This window comes from Subtercola endophyticus (genome assembly GCF_021044565.1).
Lineage (GTDB): Bacteria > Actinomycetota > Actinomycetes > Actinomycetales > Microbacteriaceae > Subtercola > Subtercola endophyticus.
On the sequence record NZ_CP087997.1, the window covers coordinates 1,339,474 to 1,361,159 of the forward strand.

A 21,686-nucleotide genomic window follows, 5' to 3' on the forward strand; every position below is an offset into this window, starting at 1 on the left:
TAGGCCGTGAATCGCACCGCCGATGAGCCTCGACGCACGGCCCGATTGGTACTACGTTCATGGTTGTGCGCGTCGATGTGATTTCCAGAGAATACCCACCCGAGGTCTACGGCGGAGCGGGGGTGCACGTCGCCGAACTCGTGAAAGCCCTGCGAGTGAACATCGACGTCATCGTGCGCGCTTTCGGTGAGCCTCGCAGCGAAGAGGGCGTGTTCTCCTACCGCCCGCCGGTCGAACTCGTCGGCGCGAATCCGACGCTCACGACGCTCGGCGTCGACCTGCAGATCGCGAACGACGTCGCGGGAGCAGACGTGGTTCACTCGCACACGTGGTACGCCAACGCCGCGGGTCAACTCGGTTCGATGCTGCACGGCATTCCGCACGTCGTGACCGCGCATTCGCTCGAGCCGCTGCGCCCGTGGAAGGCCGAGCAACTCGGCGGCGGATACCGGCTCTCGTCGTGGATCGAGAAGAACGCCTTCGAGTCCGCCGACTCGGTGATCGCTGTGAGTGGCGGCATGCGCAACGACATCTTGCGCTCGTACCCGTCTATTCCCGAAGACCGGGTCAGTGTCGTCTACAACGGCATCGACCTCGAGAAGTGGAAGCCGGTGTACGACGACGAAGTACTCGAGCGCCACGCAATCGACACGACCCGACCATCCGTTGTGTTCGTCGGGCGCATCACGCGGCAGAAGGGCCTGCCTTACTTGTTGCGCGCCGCTGCGCAGTTGCCACCGGATGTTCAGCTCATCTTGTGCGCCGGCGCCCCCGACACGCCCGAAATCCTCGCCGAGGTCACGGCGGGGGTGCGCGAGTTGCAGCAGCAGCGGTCTGGTGTCGTGTGGATTCCCGAACTGCTCAGCCAGCGTGATCTCTCTGCGGTGCTGACAAGCGGAACGGTCTTCGTGTGCCCGTCGGTCTACGAGCCGCTCGGCATCGTGAACCTCGAGGCGATGGCGTGCGGTCTGCCGGTCGTGGGCACCGCGACGGGCGGCATCCCTGAGGTCGTCGACGACGGCGTCACGGGGAGACTTGTGCCGATCGATCAGGTCACCGATGGAACCGGCACTCCGATCGATCCGGAGCGATTCGTGCACGATCTCGCGGCCGCTCTGACCGAAGTGGTCGCAGACCCCACGCGTGCTCGCGCGATGGGCGCAGCCGGCAGGCTGCGGGCCGAAAGCACGTTCAGTTGGAAGCAGATCGCCGAAGAAACCGAACGCATTTACCGCAGCCTGATCTGAGCGTGCCGAGAGGGGCGATTCTGTCCATTCGAGGTCGTGGCGGCGGATAGGCTTGAGGGCATGCCCACAGTTCTTGACCTTGAAGACGTGTCGGTCGTTCGTAACGGAAACCGCATCCTCGATTCCATCAACTGGAAGGTCGACGCCGATCAGCGCTGGGTCATTCTGGGCCCGAACGGAGCCGGCAAGACGACCCTGCTGAACCTCGCCTCGGCGATGGTGCACCCCACCAGCGGCACCGCGCAGATTCTCGACTCGCGCATGGGCCGTGTCGATGTGTTCGAACTGCGCCCGCGCGTGGGGTTCGCGTCGTCGGCAATGGCGAAGCGCTTTCCGGCCGACGAAACGGTGCTCAACGTCGTTCTGACCGCCGCGTACTCCGTCACCGGTCGCTGGAACGAGCAGTACGACGAGATCGACCTGCGCCGCGCCCAGCGCGTGCTGGCCGAGTGGAAGCTCGACCACCTCGAACAGCGCCGCTTCGGCTCGCTGAGCGACGGCGAGCAGAAGCGCGTGCAGATCGCGCGCTCGGTGATGACCGACCCCGAACTGCTGCTGCTCGACGAGCCGGCTGCCTCACTCGACCTCGGCGCCCGCGAAGAACTGCTGCAGCTGCTCGGCGGTTATGCTTCGGCTCCCTCGGCACCCGCCATCGTGATGGTGACGCACCACGTCGAAGAGATCCCGCGCGGTTTCACCCACGTACTGCTCATCTCGAAGGCGCAGATCGTGGCGGCGGGGCCGCTGCAGGAAGCCCTCACCGCCGCGAATCTCGAGACCACCTTCGGGCTGCCGATCGTGCTCACCGAATCCGACGGGCGATACGCCGCGCGGGCCGCGTGACGCGCGCGTATCGGCTGCGTGAATCGACTTCGTAAATGCTCGGCGCGCTTCGTGATCATCCGGTTCTTCTGATAGACTCTCTAGCTGGCCCTGCCGCTGTTCGGCATGTCTGCCATGACTTTTGCACCACTTCACTCTCACCCCTCAAGTAGCATCAAGGATTCCCTCCATGAAGACCGACACTCACCCCGACTACCTGCCCGTCGTTTTTCGCGACCTGGCTTCGGGCGCAACCTTCCTGACCCGCTCCACCGTGACGAGCCAGAAGACCATCGAGTGGGAAGACGGCAACACGTACCCCGTCATCGACGTCGAGATCTCGAGCGAGTCGCACCCGTTCTACACGGGCAAGCAGCGCATCCTCGACTCGGCCGGTCGTGTCGAGAAGTTCAACAGCCGCTACAAGGGCTTCGGCAAGTAGGCAGTACCTACCGTCAAGCCGGCCCCCGTCCGGCTTGACGCACGCAAAGGGCGGATGACTTCGGTCATCCGCCCTCTTTGTGTGCCCGAGCCATGCAAAACAGCGGAGATATCGACACCGTAGGCCCAATAGGGCCGCACCACCTCGAAATCTCCTCCGTTTTCGCCGCGCGCTGGCCCCTTAGCCGATGGGCCACGCGGCGCGGGCGGTGAAGGTGGGGTCTTTGGTGCGGCGCATGTAGTCCTGGAACGAGGCGGACTGGTCACGAGCCCAGGCGACCTGGGAGTGGTGCAGCTGCTCGCTGGTGATGTCGAGTTCGGCCTCGAAGCGCAGGGCAAGGGCCTGGGCGACGCGGCCCGCGGCGATGGCGTCGGCACCGGCGTCGTGGGCGTCGAAGAGGTCGACCTCGTAATGCAGAGCGGCTGCCTCGAGCGTGCGCTTTCCTTTGCGATAGCGGTCGAGCGCCTTGTCGATGACGAGCGGGTCGACCACGGGCAGCGGCTCGCGCAGGGGAGTGATGCCGTGGCGGCGGGCCTCGCGGTCGAGCAGGGTGAGGTCGTACGGGGCGTTGTAGATGACGATCGACAGACCCTCGTCGAGGGCGGCGGTCAGAGCATCCACGATCTCGGCGATGACGTCGGGCGCATAACGACCCTCGGCGACCGCACGCTCGGTGCTGACACCGTGCACGGCCGACGCCTGCGCGGGAATCGGGATTCCCGGGTCGGCCATCCAGTCGAACCGCGACTGGGTGACACCGAGGTGGTCGATGATGCTCACGTTCGCGGTGACGATGCGGCTCGTTTCGACGTCGATTCCGGTGGTCTCGAGGTCGAACACGGCGAGCCGGTGCGCCCACGCGGGCCCCGCCGGTGCGTCGAGCAGGGCGGTGGATGCCCGTGGCTCTGCTCGCGTCGAGAACGCGCCCGCGGCGGCTTCAGCGGCCTGCCGCGACACCGGTACGAATGGCGCCGCCGGGCGCTCGGCCACTGCATGCCGGCCGTGCGGTTCAACCAGCGGCAGCACCTCTGCCGGCTCGATGTCGAAGAGTGTCGGCTGGAGGAGGTGCTCTGTCGGTTCCACGGAATTCACACTAGGGCGGGCTACCGACATTGCCAGGCGAGCCTCCCGGCGAGTGCGGAATTGGGTCGTTCTAATACACCTCTTCGGCGGCGGGCTGACCGATCTTCAGCCAGTAGAAGCTCTGCGTCGCCAGCGTGAGCGCCACAGCACCATCCGAACCGACGGTGGGGAATTCCCCTCCACCGAACAAATCGTTGAGGCGACGACCGGCGAACTCGCTGAGGTCGAGCGTCACCGACACCGGGTTGTGCGCGAAGCTGAAGACGCAGAGAATGCGCTCCGGAGCATCCCCCCACTGGTTCGCCGAGCCCGCGTACGAGCGCACGAAGGCGAGCACCGACTCGTGGTTGGTCGGCACCACTTTGAGGTCGCCGAGCCCGAACGCCGGATGCGCCTTGCGCACGTGGATCACGTTGCGCACCCAGTGCAGCATCGAGCGCGATTGGGCGAGCTGCGACTCGACGTTCACCAGCGTGTAGTTGTAGACGAGCGACTGCACCACCGGCAAGAACAGCTTGCCCGGGTCGGCGGTCGAGAACCCGGCGTTGCGGTCGGGGGTCCACTGCATGGGCGTGCGCGAGGAGTCTCGGTCGGGCAGCCAGATGTTGTCGCCCATGCCGATCTCGTCGCCGTAATAGAGAAACGGCGAGCCGTTGAGTGCGAACAGCAGCGCGTGCGCCAGCTCGAGTTCGGCGCGCGAGTTGTCGAGCAGAGGAGCGAGGCGCCTGCGGATACCGATGTTCGCGCGCATCCGCGGGTCGTAGGCATACCAGCCGTACATCGCCTGGCGGTATTCTTCCGAAACCATTTCGAGCGTGAGCTCGTCGTGGTTGCGCAAGAACACGCCCCAGCCCGCAGACTCGGGAATCTCGGTGACCTCCGACAGAGTACGGATGAGTTCGCCCGCCGTCTGCGAGCGAAGCGAATAGAAGATGCGCGGCATCACGGGAAAGTCGAAGGCCATGTGGCACTCGGGGTCTTCGTCGGTGCCGAAGAATGCGGCCACCTCGCGCGGCCACTGGTTGGCCTCGGCGATCATGATGCGGCCGGGATACTCGCGATCCACCATCTTGCGCAGCTTCGCCACGAACTCGTGCGTTTTCGGCTCGCCCTCGCCGTTACCCTCCTCTGACTCGTAGAGGTACGGAATCGCGTCGAGCCGAAAGCCGTCGACGCCGAGGTCGAGCCAGAACCGAACGATCTCGAACATGGCCTCGTGCACCGCGGGGTTCTCGAAGTTGAGGTCGGGCTGGTGCGAGAAGAAGCGATGCCAGAAGAACTGTCGACGCACCGGGTCGAAGGTCCAGTTCGACTCCTCGGTGTCGACGAAGATGATGCGCATGTTCTCGTACTTCTTATCGGTGTCGCTCCAGACGTAGAAGTCGCCGTACGGGCCATCGGGGTCTTCGCGCGACTGCTGAAACCAGTCGTGCGCGTCAGAGGTGTGGTTCAGCGGCAGGTCGATCACGATGCGCATGTTGCGCTCGTGCGCCTTGGTCACGAGGTCGCGAAACTCGTCGACCGAACCGAATTCGGGCAGAATCGCGCGGTAGTCCGAGATGTCGTACCCACCGTCACGCAGCGGCGAATCGAAGAACGGCGGCAGCCACAGCCCGTCGATGCCCAGCCACTGCAGATAGTCGAGTTTCGACACCAAGCCCGCGAGATCGCCGGCTCCGTCGCCGTTACTGTCGACGAACGAGCGGATCATCACCTCGTAGAACACCGAACGCTTGAACCACTGCGGGTCGAGCGTGAGTCCGGGCAGTTGAATGGGTGCGGTAAAGCTCACAGCAGACCTTCCCTGATCAATTCGAGGCGAGGGGCCGGCAGCCCACGCTTCACGATAGACCAGGTTTCAGGCCGCTCACGTTTTTGGCGGCAGGTCTTGCATTTCGGCGAGCGGATGCCCGCTTTGCTCCGCCTCGCCCGCTGCGGCTTCAGCTGGTATCAGGATGCACGGATTAGGGTGGTGGGGATGATTCCGCCCTCACCCCACGCCGCGCAGCTCGCCGCGAAACCGCTCACTCGCTCCTCGCTCGACGTGCTCGGTGGCACCACCGAGCTCTGGACCTACGGCCCCGTGGCGGGTGACACGGGCGAATCGGGCGGCAGCGACGACGGCGGCTCGCCCGCGGCGGGCGTCGTGGCGCGCGACTCTGCCCCGACCATCCTGCTCGTGCACGGCTTTCGCGGCGACCATCACGGCCTGGAGCCGATCGCCGCGAGGCTGCCCGGCTTCACCGTCATCGTGCCCGACCTGCCCGGGTTCGGCATCTCCACGCCGCTAAAGCGCACGCACGACATCGCGGGCTACTCGGCGTGGCTCCGCGATCTGGTCTCACAACTCGACCTCGGGCCCGACGCAGTCATTCTCGGGCACTCGTTCGGATCCATCATCGTGGCGGCGGCCCTCGCCGGCGGCCTCGAGGCCGAGCGGGTCATCCTGGTGAATCCCATCGCGGCACCGGCTCTCTCGGGCCCCCGCGGCATTCTCACCCGCCTCGCGGTCTTCTACTACAAGGTGGGGGCGTGGCTGCCGCAGAAGCTCGGCTTCGCGTGGCTGCGGCTCGCTCTGGTCACCAGATTCATCAGCATCACCATGGCCAAGACGAAGAACCGCGCGCTGCGCGCCTGGATCCACGACCAGCACCACCGCTACTTCGGCGCCTTCTCGAACCGCGCGGTGGTCGTGGAGGCCTTCGAAGCTTCGGTGAGCAATGACGTCTCGGAGTTCGCCGCACAGATCACCCCGCCCACCCTGCTCATCGCCGGCGATCGTGACGACATCACTCCGGTCGCGGCCGAAGAGCGCCTGGCGACGCTGATTCCGGATGCCCGGCTCGTCGTTCTGCACGGCGTCGGCCACCTCATCCACTACGAACGCCCCGTGGAGGCCGCCCGCGCCATTTCGGCGTTCGTCGCCGAGCGGCAGGCGCGGCAGGCGCTGAAGGAACGGGAGCCCCACGGAGCCCAGGCAGCCAAGCCGAGCGGGAAGCACTCCGCGTGAAGATCGTCTTCGACTGTCGCTACACGCGTGTAGGCCGGCACGACGGCATCAGCCGCTACACGGCCGGCGTCGTGAGCGCGCTGGCCGAACTCGTCGGCCCCGGCGGGGCCGCGGCCGGGAAACACACCGTCACCATGCTCATCAGCGACAAAAAACAGCTCGACAAGCTGCCCGACCTGCCGTGGAAGCTGGCCAGCTCGCCGACGAGCCCACGCGAGCCGCTTGTCGCCCTTCAGGTCAACTCGCTCGAACCCGATGTCGTGTTCACGCCGATGCAGACGATGGGAACCTTCGGCCGTAAATACCCGCTCGCGCTGACCGTGCACGACCTGATCTACTACTCCAACCCGACCCCGCCGCGCGAGTTCGCCTGGCCGCTGCGCCTGCTCTGGCGGCTCTACCACGTGTCGTGGTGGCCACAACGGATGCTCTTGAACCGCGCCGACGCGGTGGTCACCGTTTCGCGCACCACCGAGGCCCTCGTCGAAGAGCACCACCTCACGAAGCGCCCGATCGTGGTCGTGAGCAACGCCGCCGACGAACTCGAAGCCGGGGTGGCGGCGTCAGCGCCCGAAGGCTCAGTGAGCGTCGACGGCTCGGAACGAGCATCCACCGCCCCGACGCCGCGCTCGAAGTCGCTCGTGTACATGGGCTCGTTCATGCCCTATAAGAACGTCGAAACGCTGGTGCGCGCGATGGCGCTGCTGCCCGACTACGAGCTGCACCTGATGAGCACCGTGCGCGATGCCGATCGGGCGCGGCTGAGCGCACTCGCGCCGAGCGCAAAACTGGTGTTTCACAATGGGGCGAGTGATGCCGAATACGTGGCCGAACTCGACCGCGCCACCGCCCTGGTGACGGCATCGCTCGACGAGGGGTTCGGCATTCCGCTCGTCGAAGCGATGGGGCGCGGAACCCCGGTCGTGGTGAGCGACATCGCCGTATTCCGCGAGATCGGGGGAGAGGCAGGCCTGTATTTCGAGGCCTCCAGCCCCGAGCAACTTGTGGCGAAGGTCAGAGAACTCGAAAATGCCGCCGAGTGGGCCGCACGATCATCCGCGGGCCGTGTTCAAGCGGCGACGTTCAGCTGGGCGGCGTCAGCGCAGGCGCTTCTGGGCCTGCTTGAGCGCCTTCCAGTGCTAGCTCGTTCACGGGGTCGCCGTTGAACTCGTCGAGCCGCAACTCGCCGTCGACGTAACTGAAGTAGTGCACCGAACCGTTCGCGATGCGTTCGTCGGCTCGAGGGCGAGCGCCGTCGGTGGCATAGCGCACGAGGGAGCTGATGACGCCGCCGTGGCACACCACGATGAGCGCCTGACCGGGGCGTTCTTCGGCGATCTCGATGAGGGCGGAATGCACCCGCTCGCGCACCTGCTTGTGCGTTTCACGCCCGGGAACCACGGTCTGCGCGGGAAACCGGCGGTGAAGCTCCTCGAAGTCGAGACCCTCGGCCTCGCCGTAATGCCGTTCGACCAGACCTGGCACGGTTTCAGGCTCACCGAGGTCGAGCACGTTCGCGATGATCTCGGCGGTCTCCACGGCTCGCCCGAGAGGGCTGGTCAGAATGCCGTCCCAGCGCCCGTGCGCCAACACCTCTGCTGTGGCTCTCGCCTCCTTGCGCCCCGTCGCGTTCAGCGGAATGTCGGTGCTTCCCTGAATCCGCTTAGCAACGTTCCAGTCGGTCTGCCCGTGGCGCACGAGGGCGAGATAGGTCATAAAGGCGAATCCTCCGGCGGTTGAAAGCAGGTGGCCTCAGCGTAGGCCGGGTCGCTGCCTCGATCAAGTGCCGCGGGTCAGACCAGGGTCAGACCAGGCTCAGACCAGCAATCTCGCGGCGAGCGCCGTCAGCGTCTCCGACGTTCCCGCTTCGAGTTTGACGGTCGCGCGGGAGTCGCCCTTGGTCACCCCGCGGTTGATGATGACCACCGGCAGTTTGCGCCGGCGGGCCTGCTCGAGCAACCGGATGCCCGAATTCACCACGAGCGACGAACCGGCGATGATCATCGCCTCCGACGCACGCACCAGGTCGCTCGCCTCGCTGAAGCGCTCTTGCGGAATGAACTCGCCGAAGAACACCACATCGGGCTTCAGCGTGCCCCCGCAGACCGTGCACGACGGAACCACGAAGTCGCTCCAGTTCGTGACCTCGGCGTCACCGTCGGGGTTCACCGAGACGGCGTCGGGTTCGGTCATCCACGGGTTCGCCTCGTCGATCTGCTCGGCGACGCTCACCCGCGCGTACATCTGGCCGCAGTTGAGGCAGCGCACTCTGTCCATGGAGCCGTGCAGGTCGACCACGCGGTTCGAGCCCGCTCGAACGTGCAGTCCATCGACGTTCTGGGTCACCACGCCGTTGAGCACCCCGGCGTTCTCGAGTTCTGCGAGAACGACGTGCCCGCGGTTGGGAGCGGCGGAGTCGAACAGCTTCCAGCCGAGGTGGCTGCCCGCCCAATAGCGCTGGCGATAGGCGGGGCTGGCCAGAAACTGGTCGAACGTCATCGGGTTGCGCTTGGGAGCGCCCTCGCCTCGATAGTCGGGAATGCCCGAATCGGTGCTCATGCCGGCCCCGGTCAGAATCACGAGGCGCTTGCCGGCGAGCAGGCCGACGACCTCGTCGAGCGCGGACGACTGCGCTACATCGTTCTCGACATCGACAAGTGCCATGGTCAGCTCCTCCCTCGTACTTTCGAAGCCTTGAACAGAAGTCTAGGCAACCCGCTTTTCCGGAATGTTTCCGGCACCTGGCAGAGTGGGTCTTCATGCCCGTGATTCACATTACCGACCTTCACCCCGAGGGCCTGCCCGAAGACGCTCTCGCCGACTATCACGGGCTCACCGATGTGGCACTGCGTCGGGTGAGCGAGCCGGCGGGCGGCCTCTACATCGCGGAATCCAGCAAGGTGATCGAACGGGCGATAGCCGCCGGGCACCGCGCGCGATCGGTGTTGGTCGAAGAGAAGTGGCTCGCGGGCATCCGGAGCATCGTGCCCGACGACGTGCCGATCTACGTCGGGCCGAGCGACGTGCTCGAGAGCCTCACGGGCTTCAACCTGCACCGCGGCGCCCTCGCCTCGATGCACCGACCCGCGTTGCCGAGCGTCAGTTCGCTGCTGCAGGATGCCCGGCGGGTCGTGATTCTCGAGGATATTGTCGACCACACCAACGTCGGCGCCATCTTCCGCTCGGTGGCAGGGCTCGGGGCGGATGCCGTGCTCATCACTCCGCGCTGCGCCGACCCGCTCTACCGCCGCAGCGTGCGCGTCTCGATGGGAACGGTGCTGCAGGTGCCGTGGACGCGGTTGCCCGAGTGGAACGAGGCCGCCCCGCTGCTGCACGACGCCGGCTTCGAGATCGCGGCGCTCGCCCTCAGCGACGACGCCGTGACGCTCGACGAGTACGCAGCGGCGCCGCCGGCCCGCGTGGCCATTCTGTTCGGCACCGAGGGTGACGGCCTCAGCCGCCAGGCGCTGTCGGTGGCCGACACGGTGGTCACGATTCCGATGCTGCACGGAGTCGACTCGCTGAACGTGGCCTCGGCGAGCGCCGTCGCGCTGTGGGCCTTGCGCGTCTGACCCACCCGGCGTGGGAGTTTCGTCGGAGCTGGGCTCGTATCCCCGCAATACGTCGACATGGCGCGTGTGCTCCGACGAAACTCCCGCCGAAACGCGCGGCAGCCTCAGTCGTCGGCGCCAAGCGGGGGAGTGAGCGCGTAATGCACCGGCAGGGCATCCGGTCGTTTCGGGGTGATGCCGTCGCCCGAGCTCTGGTGCCGCACCCGACGCAGCACCCACGGCACGAAGTACTGCCGCGCCCAGACGAGGTCGCCGGAGCGCGCCTGACGCCAGCTCGCGGCGGGCAGCGGCTCGGGGGAGTTCGGCTGCAGGTCGTTGGGCACGTTGAGCGCGGCGAGCACCATGCGCGCGACTTCGTGGTGACCGTAGGCGTTCAGGTGCAGGCGGTCGGGAGCCCAGAATCCGGGGTCTTGAATGGATGCCAAGCCCCACTGATCGGCAACGATGAGGTCGTGGCGCGCCGCAATCGAGCGGATGTTCTCGTTGTAGATCGCGACCTTTCCCCGAATGCTGCGGAATACCGGCGAGAACCCGACGTCGGTTCCGGTGAAGATGACGATCGTCGCACCGCTGCTCTTGAGCTTCACGATGCCCGCGTCGAACTGCGCGGCAATCGCATCAGGGTCGGTGCCGGGGCGGATGACGTCGTTGCCCCCGGCCGCGATCGTGATGAGGTCGGGCTTCAACTCGAGGGCCGGTTCGGTCTGCTCGGCGAGAATCTGGCGGATGAGCCGGCCCCGAATCGCCAGGTTCGCATAGGAGAAATCGCCGTCGGCCTGGGCGCTGAGAACCTCGGCGACCCGGTCGGCCCAGCCTCGAAACCCGCCGGGGCTTGCGGGCTCAGGGTCGCCGATGCCTTCGGTGAACGAGTCGCCGAGAGCGACGTAGCGGCGCCAGGGGTGAGGTTCGGTCATGGCTGACCCTCCTTCGACTTCATCCCTCCAGACTACGGTTCGCACGCCAGAGGTGCATGCCGAGGTAGCTGCGCCACGGCGAGGCCTGCTCGGCGAACCGCACCAGTTCGCGTCGGTCGCCGGGCAGGCCGAGCCGGGTGGCCCCGGCCCGCAGGGCGAGGTCGCCGTCGAGCAGAATGTCGGTCGCCCCGAGCACCCGCATGGCCACGTAGCCGGCCGTCCACGGCCCGACCCCCGCGAAGGCCTGAAGATCGGCCATCAGCTTCGCCTGCGAAACACCGACGTCGACCACGAGCTCTCCCGAGGCGAGTGCCTCGGCGACGCGGATGATCGTGTCGATGCGCTTCGCCGGCCCCCGCAGCACCTCCCGCCCCACGGTGGCGATCTGCGCCGCCGTGGGGAACAGGATGCGCGGTGTGAGGTTCTGCGCACGTGCCTTCCGGTCGGCGCCGGGGCTGAGGGGGCCGGTGGCCGCATCGATATCCGAGCTCGCACCCTCGTCGATGCGATCGCCGAGCGCGTCCGCGAGCCTGCCGAGGGCCGTGCGCGCCGCCGCAACAGAGACCTGCTGACCGATGAGGGCGCGAAAAACGATCTCGTAGGCATCCACTGCCCCGGGCACCCGGATGCCCGGCACCCGCCGCACCGATTCGCCCAGCCCCGGCACCGAGGCCAGCGCCTCGTCGATGGCTTGAGCGTCGGCGTCGAGGTCGAACAACCGGCGCACGCGCGCCGACACGGTGGAGAGGTCGGCGAGGTTCTCGAGCCGCGCGCGGCACAGCACGCTCGTCTCGCGGGCCTCTAGTTCGATCACCGCCCAGCCGTGAGGGAGGCGCAGAGTGCGGCGGTAGATCCCCGCGCGCACCTCCTCAACACCGGCGACGGCTCGCGCGGCGAGAAAGTCGATCACGCCGCGCCCGTCGAAGGGCGCGCGGGCCGGCAGTGTCACCGTCACGAGAGCGCCAGGCGCATGCGCCGACGTTGTGCCTGCGATGCCCGACTCGCGCGACTCGCGCGTCTCGCGCGTCTCGCGCGTCTCGCCCGTCTCGCCCGTCTCGCGCCACTCGTTCGCCTCGACTGCCGCTCGCCGGAGACCGGCGGCACGAGCCACCCCGCCACCCGACATCCGGCCGCGCGCACGCCGCCCCTTCTCCCGCAGCGCCGACGGCGACATCTCGTACACAGCCGAGATGGTGTCGTTGAAGGCCCGTACGCTCGAGAATCCGCTGGCGTAGACGACCTGAGTGATCGGCAAGTCAGTGCTCTGCAGCAGAGTGCGGGCGCTCTGGGCGCGGTGCGCACGGGCGAGAGCCTGCGGGCCGGCGCCGAGTTCAGCGGCGAGCACGCGGGTGAGGTGCCGCGGTGTGTACCCCAGCCGCCTCGCGAGCCCGTCGACGCCCTCCCGGTCGACCACACCGTCGTCGATGAGCCGCATGGCACGGCCGGCCAGGTCGTCGCGCAGATTCCATTCCGGCGAACCCGGCACGGCATCGGGAAAACACCGCTTGCACGCGCGCAGGCCGGCCTCGTGGGCCGCGGCAGCCGTGAGGTAGAACGAGACGTTCTGGGGCTGCGGGGTACGAGCGGGGCAGCTCGGCCGGCAGTAGATTCCGGTGGAGTGCACGCCCGTGATGAACTGCCCGTCAAACCGAGCGTCTTTGGCCTTCATCGCGCGGTACCGCTGTTCGAACACGGGGTCGGTCTCGGTGGTCATCTGCCCAGTCTCGCTCACGGGCATCCGCTTGCCTAGCGAAAATCAGACACGGCGACAAGGAGGCGGATGCCCGCTTGGGCGTGCCGCGTAATGAGCAGGTAGGGTCGTCTGAAGTGACTACCGTGCCTTCTTCTAAGCCCCCGATCGGAACCTCGGCGGCCGAGCATCTCTCGCCCTCGTTCCCCGAACGAGCCGCCTGGGGTACCGCCGGAAAGCTCCGCGCCTGGCAGCAAGAGGCGCTCGACGCGTACTTCTTGCACGAACCGCGCGACTTTCTCGCGGCGGCCACACCCGGCGCCGGAAAGACCACCTTCGCGCTGCGCCTCGCCGCCGAACTGCTGGCCCGAAACACCATCGACCGCATCACCGTCGTCGCGCCCACCGAGCACCTGAAGAAGCAGTGGGCTGACGCGGCCGATCGGGCGGGCATCCGTCTCGATCCGATGTTCAAGAACAGTCACGGCCGGCATGCGCGGCACTACCACGGCGCAGCCGTGACCTACGCCCAGGTCGCCGTGAGGGCCGAGCTGCACCGCGACATCACGCTGAGCGGCCGCACGCTGGTCATTCTCGACGAGGTGCACCACGGCGGCGACGCGCTCAGCTGGGGCGACGCGATTCGCGAGGCGTTCGAACCCGCGACCCGGCGGCTGTCGCTGACGGGAACCCCGTTCCGCAGCGACACGGCACCGATTCCGTTCGTCGCGTATCTGCCCGACGAGCACGGAATCCGGCTCTCGCAGACCGACTACAACTACGGCTACGGTCGCGCTCTCGCCGACGGCGTGGTTCGGCCCGTCATCTTCATGGTCTATGCGGGCCACATGCGTTGGCGCGACGGCGCGGGCGAAGAGATGGAGGCGCGGCTCGGCGAGGGCAACACCAAAGACATCACCTCGCAGGCCTGGCGCACGGCACTCGACCCGAAAGGCGAGTGGATTCCGGCCGTACTGAAGGCCGCAGACCGACGCCTGAGCGAGGTGCGGCACTCGATTCCGGATGCCGGTGGCCTTGTCATCGCGACCGACCACTATGCCGCCCGCGCCTACGCGGAGTTGCTCGAAAACATCTCGGGCCAGCCGGTCACCGTTGTGCTCTCGGACGAGAAAGAGGCCAGCGACCGCATCGAAGAGTTCTCGAACTCGACCCGGCGGTGGATGGTGGCGGTTCGCATGGTGTCAGAAGGTGTCGACATTCCCCGCCTCTCCGTGGGCGTCTATGCGACCTCCGCTGCGACCCCGCTCTACTTCGCGCAGGCGATCGGCCGTTTCGTTCGAGCCCGCCGCCGTGGAGAGACGGCCTCGATCTTCTTGCCGAATGTGCCCTCGCTCATGGCGCTGGCCGGCGCCATGGAGCTCGAGCGCGACCATGCCCTCGACCGCCGAGAGACCGGCGACCCCGAGATCGACATGTTCGCGCCCGAAGAAGACATGATGGATGCCGCGAACCGCGAGGAGAAGGCCTCCGACGCGCTGCAGCAGGAGTTCAGCTTCGAAGCGATCTCGTCACACGCCACCTTCGACCGGGTCGTCTACGAGAACTCCGAGTTCGGCGCCGAAGCCATCGTCGGCAGCGACGAAGAGCTCGACTTCATCGGCATCCCCGGGCTGCTCGAACCCGATCAGGTGCGCGAGCTTCTCGCACACCGGCAGCAGCGGCAGGCCAAGCGCAAACACGAGCCCGGCTACGTCGCCCCGGTCGGGGAGACACCGGATGCGGCCCCGGCCGCACCGCTCTATCGCACGCTGAAAGAACAGCGTTCGCTGCTGAACAGCGTGGTGGGCATCTGGTCGAAGATCTCGGGCGAGCCGCACGGGCTCATCCACGCCGAGCTGCGGCGCGTGTGCGGCGGCCCTGCCGTCGCGCAGGCCAGTTTCACGCAATTGCAGGCCAGAATTGCACTAGTACGCAAATGGATGGGAACACACTGAGGCGATATCGCCGAAGCGAAACAACTGCAGACGAGGGAGCATCACCGTGGAGTATCGGAAACTGGGCAACAGCGGACTCGAGGTCTCGGCCATCACCCTGGGCTGCATGAGTTATGGGGTCGCCGACCGTGGCAACCACGAGTGGACGCTCGACGAAGAGAGGTCGCGCCCGTTCATCCAGAAGGCCCTCGAGGCCGGAATCACCACGTTCGATACCGCCAACGTGTACTCCGACGGCACGAGCGAGCAGATCGTCGGCCGCGCGCTGGCCGACTTCGCCAGCCGCGAAGAGGTCGTCATCGCCACCAAAGTGCACGGCACCATGCGCCCTGGGCCCAACGGCGGCGGCCTGTCACGGGTGCACATCATGAACCAGATCGACGCCTCACTGCGCCGCCTCGGCACCGACTACGTCGACCTCTACCAGATTCACCGCTGGGACGACACGGCGCCTATCGAAGAGACCATGGAGGCGCTGCACGACGTGGTGAAGGCCGGCAAGGCGCGCTACATCGGCGCTTCGTCGATGTTCGCCTGGCAGTTCGCCCAGGCGCAGTACACGGCAGACCTGAACGGCTTCACCCGCTTCGTGTCGATGCAAGACCACTACAACCTGATTCAGCGCGAAGAAGAGCGGGAGATGCATCCGTTCTGCCTCGACCAGGGCGTCGGTGTGCTGCCCTGGAGCCCACTCGCCCGCGGCCGCCTCACCCGGCCCTGGGGAGAGAGCACCTTTCGCGACGACACCGACAACGTCTCGGCGCGCGTGTATGCGGGCACCGAAGACTCCGACCACGCGGTGGTGGATGCCGTCGGCCAGGTCGCCTCGAACCGCGGCGTCGCTCGGGCTCAGGTCGCGCTCGCCTGGGTGCGTCAGCAGCCTGCGGTGACCTCACCCATCGTCGGCGCCACCAAGCCGCACCACCTGGACGACGCCGTGGCCTCCCTCGACCTCACCCTGACGTCAGACGAACTGGATCTCCTCGAGGCCCCCTACACCCCGCACGTACCCACCGGCTTCTGACTCCGACGCGAAGTGTTGCGTCAGACTTTGGGGTCGATGATGACGACCGGAATCTCGCGGTCGGTCTTGACCTGGTAGTCGGCGTAGTCGGGGTAGAGGGCCACCATCTTGGCCCAGAGGGCCGGCTTCTCTTCTGCGGTGGCAGTGCGGGCTGTGCCGTAGAACGACTTCGCGCCGACCTGCAGATAGACCTCGGGGTTCGCTTCGAGATTCAGGTACCAGACCGGATGCTTCGGGGCTCCGCCGAGCGACGCGACGATGATCTGGCGGCCCCCGTCTTCGCCGTGGATGAGCGCTGTACGGCGCCACACGCCCGATTTGCGACCCTTCGTGGTGAGCAGCAGCAACGGAGCCTGGCTCTTCGAGAACGTCAGATCACCATCCGTGGCCACGTACTCGTCAATCTGCTTCTTCACCCACTCCGCGTCGTTGTCGATGGGGTTCTCAGGTGTGGTGCCCGGTGCGTCAGTCATAAACCCAGCTTAAACAGAAAAGTGCCCGACATTTCTGCCGGGCACTTTTCAGGAAAGGATTAAAGCGAACGGATGTTTTCCGCCTGCGGGCCCTTCGGGCCCTGGGTCACGTCGAACTCGACGCGCTGGTTCTCGTCGAGCGACTTGTAGCCGTTCGAGGCGATTGCCGAGTAGTGAGCGAAAACGTCGGGGCTGCCATCTTCGGGAGCGATGAAGCCAAAGCCTTTTTCTGCGTTAAACCATTTGACGGTACCAATTGCCATGTTAAAACTCCTCCAGGAGCGTTCTATTCGGACCCCACTGCGGGGCCCTGATAGCGCGGTGCCTGTCATCCATCTTTCAAGCGCAATGGGCAACGGGGCTTGGCCGCGAGCATTCAGAACTGCGAGGCACAGCAACTTCAAGATCAAGACTACCCCAGCTCGGGGCAAAAGAAGAACGGGACCGCCGCATTTGCAACAATCCCGTTCACATACTGTCTCAACCAGTTCGTCGTGCCGCCGTACGAGGTACCGCCTCGTGCCGCCGTACGAGGTACCGCCCGTCTTGTTTGCGCGTGTCGCAAACAAGACCATAAGCACAGTGTCCGAAAGGGGACTTGAACCCCTACGCCCATAACAGGCACTAGCACCTCAAGCTAGCGCGTCTACCATTTCCGCCACCCGGACAGGTGTCTCGCCGCAACCCTGGGGCTGCGACAACAAAGTAAGACGATAGCACGGAACATCACCCTCCTAAACGCACACCGGCCACTCAGGCTGCCGGTAGCGTGAAGTCATGACCTCGACGACCGAGAACTCCCTTGACCGAACCGCCCGCATCACGCGCGATCTGATCCGGTTCGACACGAGCAACTACGGCGACGGCAAGTCCAACGGCGAGACCATCGCGGCCGAATACGTCGAGGCCGAACTCACGGCCTTGGGCCTGCACCCGCACTTGTTCGACTCGGCCCCGACCCGCACCAGCGTCGTCGCGCGAGTCGAGGGCGCGAATCCGGATGCCCCTGCCCTCGTCGTGCACGGCCACCTCGACGTCGTTCCGGCCATCGCCGACGACTGGTCGGTCGATCCCTTCGGCGGCGACATTCGCGACGGAATGATCTGGGGCCGCGGAGCCGTCGACATGAAGAACATGGATGCGATGATCCTCACCGCTCTCGGCGAGATTCTCGGCAGCGGCAAGCAACCCGCGAGAGACCTGGTCATTGCGTTCTTCGCCGACGAAGAGGCCGGGGGAGTGTTCGGTTCGCACTACATGGTGCGCGAGCATCCGGAGGTTTTCGAAGGCGCGACCGAAGCGATCAGCGAGGTGGGCGGGTACTCGATCGATCTCGACGGAAAACGCGCCTATCTCGTACAAACCGGTGAGAAAGCTCTCATCTGGATCAAGCTCATCGCCCACGGCCGTGCCGGCCACGGATCGCAGATCAATACCGAGAACGCCATCACCCGGCTGGCCGCCGCCGTCGCCCGCATCGGCAGCCAGGAGTGGCCGGTCAAGCTCACCAAGACCACGCGTCAGCTGCTCGACGCCGTCGCCGAGATTCTCGGGCAAGATCCGAAGCAGGTCTCGGCCGAAGAACTCGCGATCGCTACCGGAACGGCTTCGCGCTTCATCTCGGCGACACTGCGCACAGTCACCAACCCCACCCTGCTGAGCGGCGGATACAAGGTGAATGTCATCCCTGACCGGGCAGAAGCCATGATCGACGTGCGGGTTCTGCCCGGCGACGAGGTCGAGGTGATGGCCCGCATTCGCGAACTCGCGGGCGACGACATCGAGATCGAGATCATGCACGAAGACGTCGGTCTCGAGACCGATTTCGAGGGCCCGCTGGTCGACCAGATGATCTCGAGTCTGCACCGGCTCGACCCGGGCGCCGAGGTTCTGCCCTACCTGTTATCGGCCGGCACCGACAACAAAGCCCTCAGTCTGCTGGGCATCAAGGGCTACGGATTCGCGCCGCTGCAGCTGCCCGCCGAGCTCGACTTTCCGGCGCTCTTCCACGGTGTTGACGAGAGGGTACCGCTCGACGCATTAGTCTTTGGCACAGATGTCTTGACCGATCTGCTGCTTCGCTACTGACGCACCAGCCGCGTGCCCTGAGTGTGGGCCACGACCGAAAGTGAGTTCATGGAGTTTTTTCAAGCGATCATCTTGGGCCTCGTTCAGGGCCTGACCGAGTTCCTACCGATCTCGTCGAGCGCGCACATCAAGATCGTGGGCGAGCTGATCGGCACCGGCGGTGACCCGGGCGCGGCCTTCACCGCGATCATCCAGCTCGGCACCGAAGCGGCCGTGCTGGTGTTCTTCTGGCGCGATGTCGTGCGCATCGTCTCGAAGTGGGCCCGGTCGCTCGTGGGGCGCGTGCCGCGCAACGACCCGGATGCCCGTATGGGCTGGCTCATCATCATCGGCAGCATTCCGATCATCATTCTCGGGCTCATCTTTCAAAATCAGATCGAGACCGTGTTCCGGTCGCTCTGGATCGTCGTGTTCACCCTGATCGTGTTCGGCATCTTGCTCGGTGTCGCCGACCACGTCGGTGCCAAGAAGCGTCGCCTCAAAGACCTCACGTACCCGCACGGCATCATCTACGGCTTCGCGCAGGCTCTCGCGCTCATTCCCGGCGTCTCCCGTTCGGGCGGAACGATCACGGCCGGGCTCTTCATGGGCTACGAACGTAAGGCCGCAGCGCGGTATTCGTTCTTGCTCGCCATGCCCGCCGTGTTCGGCAGCGGGTTCTTTCAGCTCTACAAGTCGATCAAAGACCCGTGTGACGCCGCGGCCGCAGCAGCAACGCAGTGCACGCCCGAGATCTTCAACGGGGTCGACACGCTGGCCGCGACCATCGTCTCGTTCATCGTCGGACTCGTCGTGATCGCGTTCTTCATGAACTACATCTCGCGCCGCAGCTTCACGCCGTTCGTGATCTACCGCCTCGCCCTGGGCGTGGTGCTGGCCATTCTGCTGGCCACGAACACCATCGCGGCCTGAGCCGGGGCTGCTGCTGCGCTCGGCCTGGCGTTCGGTCACAGAATCAGCAATTAGAGTTCAGTAGTGCATTCTTGGCGTTCACCCGACGTTCCCACGCTGCCGGGCGAAGGCCCCGTGCCGCGCCTGTTCAACCAAGCGACCGGCCTCGTCGAACCGACGTCCGTCGGCGCCGACGATCGGGCCGGCCTCTACGTGTGCGGCATCACTCCGTACGACGCGACGCACCTCGGGCACGCCTCGACGTACCTCGCCTTCGACACGCTCAACCGGCTCTGGCTCGACGGCGGTTACACGCTGAACTACGCGCAGAACGTGACCGACATCGACGACCCGCTGCTCGAGCGGGCAGCCGCGACCGGCGTCGACTGGCGTGATCTCGCCGCCTCGCAGACCGATCTGTTCCGCGGCGACATGGAGGCCCTGCGCGTCATTCCGCCGCAGAACTACATCGCCGTGACCGAGGTCATCGACGAGATCGCCGCCGCGGCAGCCGAGCTGCTAGAGCTCGGTTTTGCCTACCGCGTGCCGACACCGGATGCCCTGCAGCCCGGTGACGAAGACGTGTACTTCGACTCGGGCGCCGCCGACCGCGCCACCAGCTGGTACCTCGGCTTCGAGAGCCGCTACGACCGCGCGCTCATGCTCGACCTGTTCGCTCAGCGCGGGGGAGACCCCGACCGGCCCGGTAAGCGCGATCCGCTCGACCCCCTGCTCTGGCGCGTGGCCCGAGCCGGCGAGCCGCAGTGGGCGGCCCCGATCGGCGCCGGGCGGCCCGGCTGGCACCTCGAGTGCACCGTGATCGCGCTGCAGCACCTGGGTACCGACTTCGCCGTGCAGGGCGGCGGCAGCGACCTCATCTTTCCGCATCACGAGTTCAGCGCGGCCCATGCGACGGCGCTCACGGGCAAGCCGTTCGCGGGCATCCACGCGCACACCGGAATGGTCGCCTACGAGGGCGAGAAGATGAGCAAGTCGCTCGGCAACCTCGTGCTCGTGTCGCGCCTGACGGCGGCCGGGGTGGATGCCCGGCTCATCCGGCTCGCCCTGCTGGCCCACCACTACCGCAGCGACTGGGAGTACACCGACGACGACCTGAGCCGGGCATCCGCTCGCCTGGCGGCCTGGAGTGCTCTGCCCGTGGCCGACGTCGACAGTGGCGCCCCCGAGGCGGCCCGAGTCGCCGCAGATGCCGACTCCTCAGCGCTGCTCGAGCGTCTGCGCGCTCGCCTCGCCGACGACCTCGATACCCCCGGTGCTCTCGACGAACTCGACGCCTGGTTCGCGACCGCCGACACCGTGCCGCCCCTCGTTCTCGAAGCGCTCGACGCCCTGCTGGGCATCCGTCTCGCCACCTGACCCGCGCCCGCCCCGGCGCGCACGCCCGCGCCGCGCTGCGCCCGCCGGCACAGCGCCGCTCAGTGCGACGTTTGCGGACGAGAGCGACCGCCCCGGCGGCTCATCTCGTCCGCAAAGGTCGCGCTCGGCAGCTCGGGCGCTCGGCAGCTCGGGCGCTCGGCAGCTCAGTCGCGCGGGCGCCAGGGCTCTGAGCCACCCGAGCCCGCGGTGCCGCCGCCCGAAGCGGGGCCGTCGCCGCGCTTGCGCAGGTAGCGCTCGAACTCCTGCGCGATGGCCTCGCCGCTCGCCTCGGGCGAATCGACGGTGTCGCGGGCCTGCTCGAGCTGCTGGATGTACGACGCCATCTCTTCGTCTTCACCCGCGAGGGAGTTGATGCCGGTCTCCCAGGCCTCGGCCTCCTCGACGAGCTCACCGCGCGGAATGTCGATGCCGATCAGGCTCTCGAGCTTCTGGATGAGCGCGAGCGTCGCCTTCGGAGAGGGCGCGTTGTGCACGTAGTGGGGAACGGAGGCCCACATGGTGAGCGTCGGGATGTTCGCCTGCTCGGCCGCATCGGCCAGCACGCTGAGTATGCCCACGGGGCCTTCGTAGGTGCTGCGTTCGAGGTCGAGCTCGGAGCGCACGGCGGCGTTCTCGCTCGTCGAGTAGACGCTGATGGGGCGGGTGTGCGGTACGTCGGCCAGCATGGCGCCGAGAAAGACGATGCCCGAGACGCCGGCGTCGACCGCGACGTTCAGCACCTCGCTGGTGAATCGTTTCCAGCCGCGCGACGGCTCGGTACCGATGAGCAAGAAGATGTTGCCGGCCTGCGCGGGCAACGGCGACTCGTCGGGTGTCTCGTCGGATGCCTCGACGGCAGCGTCGGATTCGGCACCGAGCGCCCCGCTCGCCGGGCCGAAGATCGTGGCCGTCGGCCAGACGAGGATGCGCTGCCCGTCGTCGTCGAATTCGTTCGTCGGGCGATTGAACTGATAGTCGAAGTAGTCCTCGGAGTCGATGTCGGCGATGGTCGCCAGGTCGAGCTCGTCTTTCACCATGCGAACGGCACCCGTCGCGGCTTCTCCCGCGTCGTTCCAGCCCTCGAACGCGACGACCATC

The 21,686-nt window shown here is 66.5% G+C and carries 20 protein-coding genes and 1 tRNA gene; 11 read left to right on the forward strand and 10 right to left on the reverse strand.

All coding sequences use genetic code 11. The annotated features are described in order from the left end of the window. Positions 1 to 65: 65 nt before the first annotated feature. The 3 genes from glgA (at position 66) to LQ955_RS06345 (ending at position 2,511) form a co-directional block, all read left to right on the forward strand. Positions 66 to 1,247, forward strand: a complete 1,182-nt coding sequence (gene glgA, locus LQ955_RS06335; protein WP_231028069.1) for a glycogen synthase — start codon at positions 66 to 68, stop codon at positions 1,245 to 1,247. 60 nt (positions 1,248 to 1,307) lie between these two features. Then, positions 1,308 to 2,090 carry an ABC transporter ATP-binding protein gene (locus LQ955_RS06340; RefSeq protein ID WP_231027336.1) on the forward strand — a complete coding sequence of 261 codons (783 nt, stop codon included), beginning with the start codon at positions 1,308 to 1,310 and terminating at the stop codon, positions 2,088 to 2,090. A gap of 169 nt (positions 2,091 to 2,259) precedes the next feature. Further along, positions 2,260 to 2,511, forward strand: coding sequence for a type B 50S ribosomal protein L31 (locus tag LQ955_RS06345; RefSeq protein WP_188679140.1), 252 nt, complete (start codon positions 2,260 to 2,262; stop codon positions 2,509 to 2,511). A 180-nt stretch (positions 2,512 to 2,691) separates the two neighbouring features. On the opposite strand, the gene LQ955_RS06350 is transcribed toward LQ955_RS06345, so the two are convergent. Together LQ955_RS06350 and treS are read right to left on the reverse strand one after the other, a co-directional pair. Next, positions 2,692 to 3,594: an exonuclease domain-containing protein gene (locus tag LQ955_RS06350; protein ID WP_313788389.1), complete on the reverse strand. Its 903-nt coding sequence runs from the start codon at positions 3,592 to 3,594 to the stop codon at positions 2,692 to 2,694. Positions 3,595 to 3,664: 70 nt separating this feature from the next. Further along, the gene (gene treS, locus LQ955_RS06355) at positions 3,665 to 5,386 is read right to left on the reverse strand and encodes a maltose alpha-D-glucosyltransferase (RefSeq protein ID WP_231027337.1); all 1,722 of its coding nucleotides are present in this window, start codon (positions 5,384 to 5,386) and stop codon (positions 3,665 to 3,667) included. Positions 5,387 to 5,572: 186 nt separating this feature from the next. Between treS and LQ955_RS06360 the strand changes: the two genes are divergently transcribed. After that, positions 5,573 to 6,604, forward strand: coding sequence for an alpha/beta fold hydrolase (locus LQ955_RS06360; RefSeq protein WP_231027338.1), 1,032 nt, complete (start codon positions 5,573 to 5,575; stop codon positions 6,602 to 6,604). Continuing rightward, positions 6,601 to 7,770 carry a glycosyltransferase family 4 protein gene (locus LQ955_RS06365; protein WP_231027339.1) on the forward strand — a complete coding sequence of 390 codons (1,170 nt, stop codon included), beginning with the start codon at positions 6,601 to 6,603 and terminating at the stop codon, positions 7,768 to 7,770. The genes LQ955_RS06360 and LQ955_RS06365 overlap by 4 nt, the downstream gene beginning before the upstream one ends. On the opposite strand, the gene LQ955_RS06370 is transcribed toward LQ955_RS06365, so the two are convergent. Then, complete coding sequence (locus tag LQ955_RS06370) at positions 7,688 to 8,320, reverse strand: histidine phosphatase family protein (protein ID WP_231027340.1); 633 nt, start codon at positions 8,318 to 8,320, stop codon at positions 7,688 to 7,690. The genes LQ955_RS06365 and LQ955_RS06370 overlap by 83 nt on opposite strands. 99 nt (positions 8,321 to 8,419) lie before the next feature. Continuing rightward, on the reverse strand, positions 8,420 to 9,268 hold the full coding sequence (locus tag LQ955_RS06375; RefSeq protein WP_231027341.1) for a Sir2 family NAD-dependent protein deacetylase: 849 nt from the start codon (positions 9,266 to 9,268) through the stop codon (positions 8,420 to 8,422). A 95-nt stretch (positions 9,269 to 9,363) separates the two neighbouring features. Between LQ955_RS06375 and LQ955_RS06380 the strand changes: the two genes are divergently transcribed. Further along, entirely contained in the window at positions 9,364 to 10,176 is an 813-nt protein-coding gene (locus LQ955_RS06380) for a TrmH family RNA methyltransferase (RefSeq protein ID WP_231027342.1), read from the forward strand. Between the two features lie 104 nt (positions 10,177 to 10,280). Here the strand turns inward: LQ955_RS06380 and LQ955_RS06385 are convergent, their stop codons facing one another. Together LQ955_RS06385 and LQ955_RS06390 are read right to left on the reverse strand one after the other, a co-directional pair. After that, on the reverse strand, positions 10,281 to 11,090 hold the full coding sequence (locus LQ955_RS06385) for an SGNH/GDSL hydrolase family protein (RefSeq protein WP_231027343.1): 810 nt from the start codon (positions 11,088 to 11,090) through the stop codon (positions 10,281 to 10,283). Positions 11,091 to 11,109: 19 nt separating this feature from the next. Further along, complete coding sequence (locus tag LQ955_RS06390) at positions 11,110 to 12,804, reverse strand: DNA-3-methyladenine glycosylase 2 family protein (RefSeq protein ID WP_231027344.1); 1,695 nt, start codon at positions 12,802 to 12,804, stop codon at positions 11,110 to 11,112. Positions 12,805 to 12,926: 122 nt separating this feature from the next. Here LQ955_RS06390 and LQ955_RS06395 point away from each other — a divergent pair, with 122 nt between their 5' ends. Together LQ955_RS06395 and LQ955_RS06400 are read left to right on the forward strand one after the other, a co-directional pair. Beyond that, positions 12,927 to 14,735, forward strand: a complete 1,809-nt coding sequence (locus LQ955_RS06395; protein WP_390623447.1) for a DEAD/DEAH box helicase — start codon at positions 12,927 to 12,929, stop codon at positions 14,733 to 14,735. 46 nt (positions 14,736 to 14,781) lie between these two features. Further along, complete coding sequence (locus LQ955_RS06400; protein ID WP_231027346.1) at positions 14,782 to 15,759, forward strand: aldo/keto reductase; 978 nt, start codon at positions 14,782 to 14,784, stop codon at positions 15,757 to 15,759. A gap of 20 nt (positions 15,760 to 15,779) precedes the next feature. Here LQ955_RS06400 and LQ955_RS06405 read toward each other — a convergent pair whose 3' ends face one another. From LQ955_RS06405 to LQ955_RS06415, 3 genes are all read right to left on the reverse strand, one after another. Next, entirely contained in the window at positions 15,780 to 16,232 is a 453-nt protein-coding gene (locus LQ955_RS06405; RefSeq protein WP_231027347.1) for a nitroreductase family deazaflavin-dependent oxidoreductase, read from the reverse strand. Positions 16,233 to 16,291: 59 nt separating this feature from the next. After that, positions 16,292 to 16,495, reverse strand: coding sequence for a cold-shock protein (locus LQ955_RS06410; protein WP_104243768.1), 204 nt, complete (start codon positions 16,493 to 16,495; stop codon positions 16,292 to 16,294). Positions 16,496 to 16,815: 320 nt separating this feature from the next. Then, positions 16,816 to 16,900, reverse strand: a tRNA-Leu gene (locus LQ955_RS06415). A gap of 109 nt (positions 16,901 to 17,009) precedes the next feature. On the opposite strand from LQ955_RS06415, the gene LQ955_RS06420 reads away from it, so the two are divergent. The 3 genes from LQ955_RS06420 (at position 17,010) to mshC (ending at position 20,588) form a co-directional block, all read left to right on the forward strand. Next, positions 17,010 to 18,320: a M20/M25/M40 family metallo-hydrolase gene (locus LQ955_RS06420; protein ID WP_231027348.1), complete on the forward strand. Its 1,311-nt coding sequence runs from the start codon at positions 17,010 to 17,012 to the stop codon at positions 18,318 to 18,320. A gap of 48 nt (positions 18,321 to 18,368) precedes the next feature. Continuing rightward, positions 18,369 to 19,232, forward strand: a complete 864-nt coding sequence (locus tag LQ955_RS06425; RefSeq protein ID WP_231027349.1) for an undecaprenyl-diphosphate phosphatase — start codon at positions 18,369 to 18,371, stop codon at positions 19,230 to 19,232. A 63-nt stretch (positions 19,233 to 19,295) separates the two neighbouring features. Continuing rightward, a complete protein-coding gene (gene mshC, locus LQ955_RS06430; protein WP_231027350.1) occupies positions 19,296 to 20,588 on the forward strand; it encodes a cysteine--1-D-myo-inosityl 2-amino-2-deoxy-alpha-D-glucopyranoside ligase in 1,293 nt (430 codons plus the stop codon). A gap of 164 nt (positions 20,589 to 20,752) precedes the next feature. Here the strand turns inward: mshC and LQ955_RS06435 are convergent, their stop codons facing one another. Continuing rightward, positions 20,753 to 21,685 carry a PAC2 family protein gene (locus LQ955_RS06435; protein WP_231028071.1) on the reverse strand — a complete coding sequence of 311 codons (933 nt, stop codon included), beginning with the start codon at positions 21,683 to 21,685 and terminating at the stop codon, positions 20,753 to 20,755. Position 21,686: the final 1 nt, after the last annotated feature.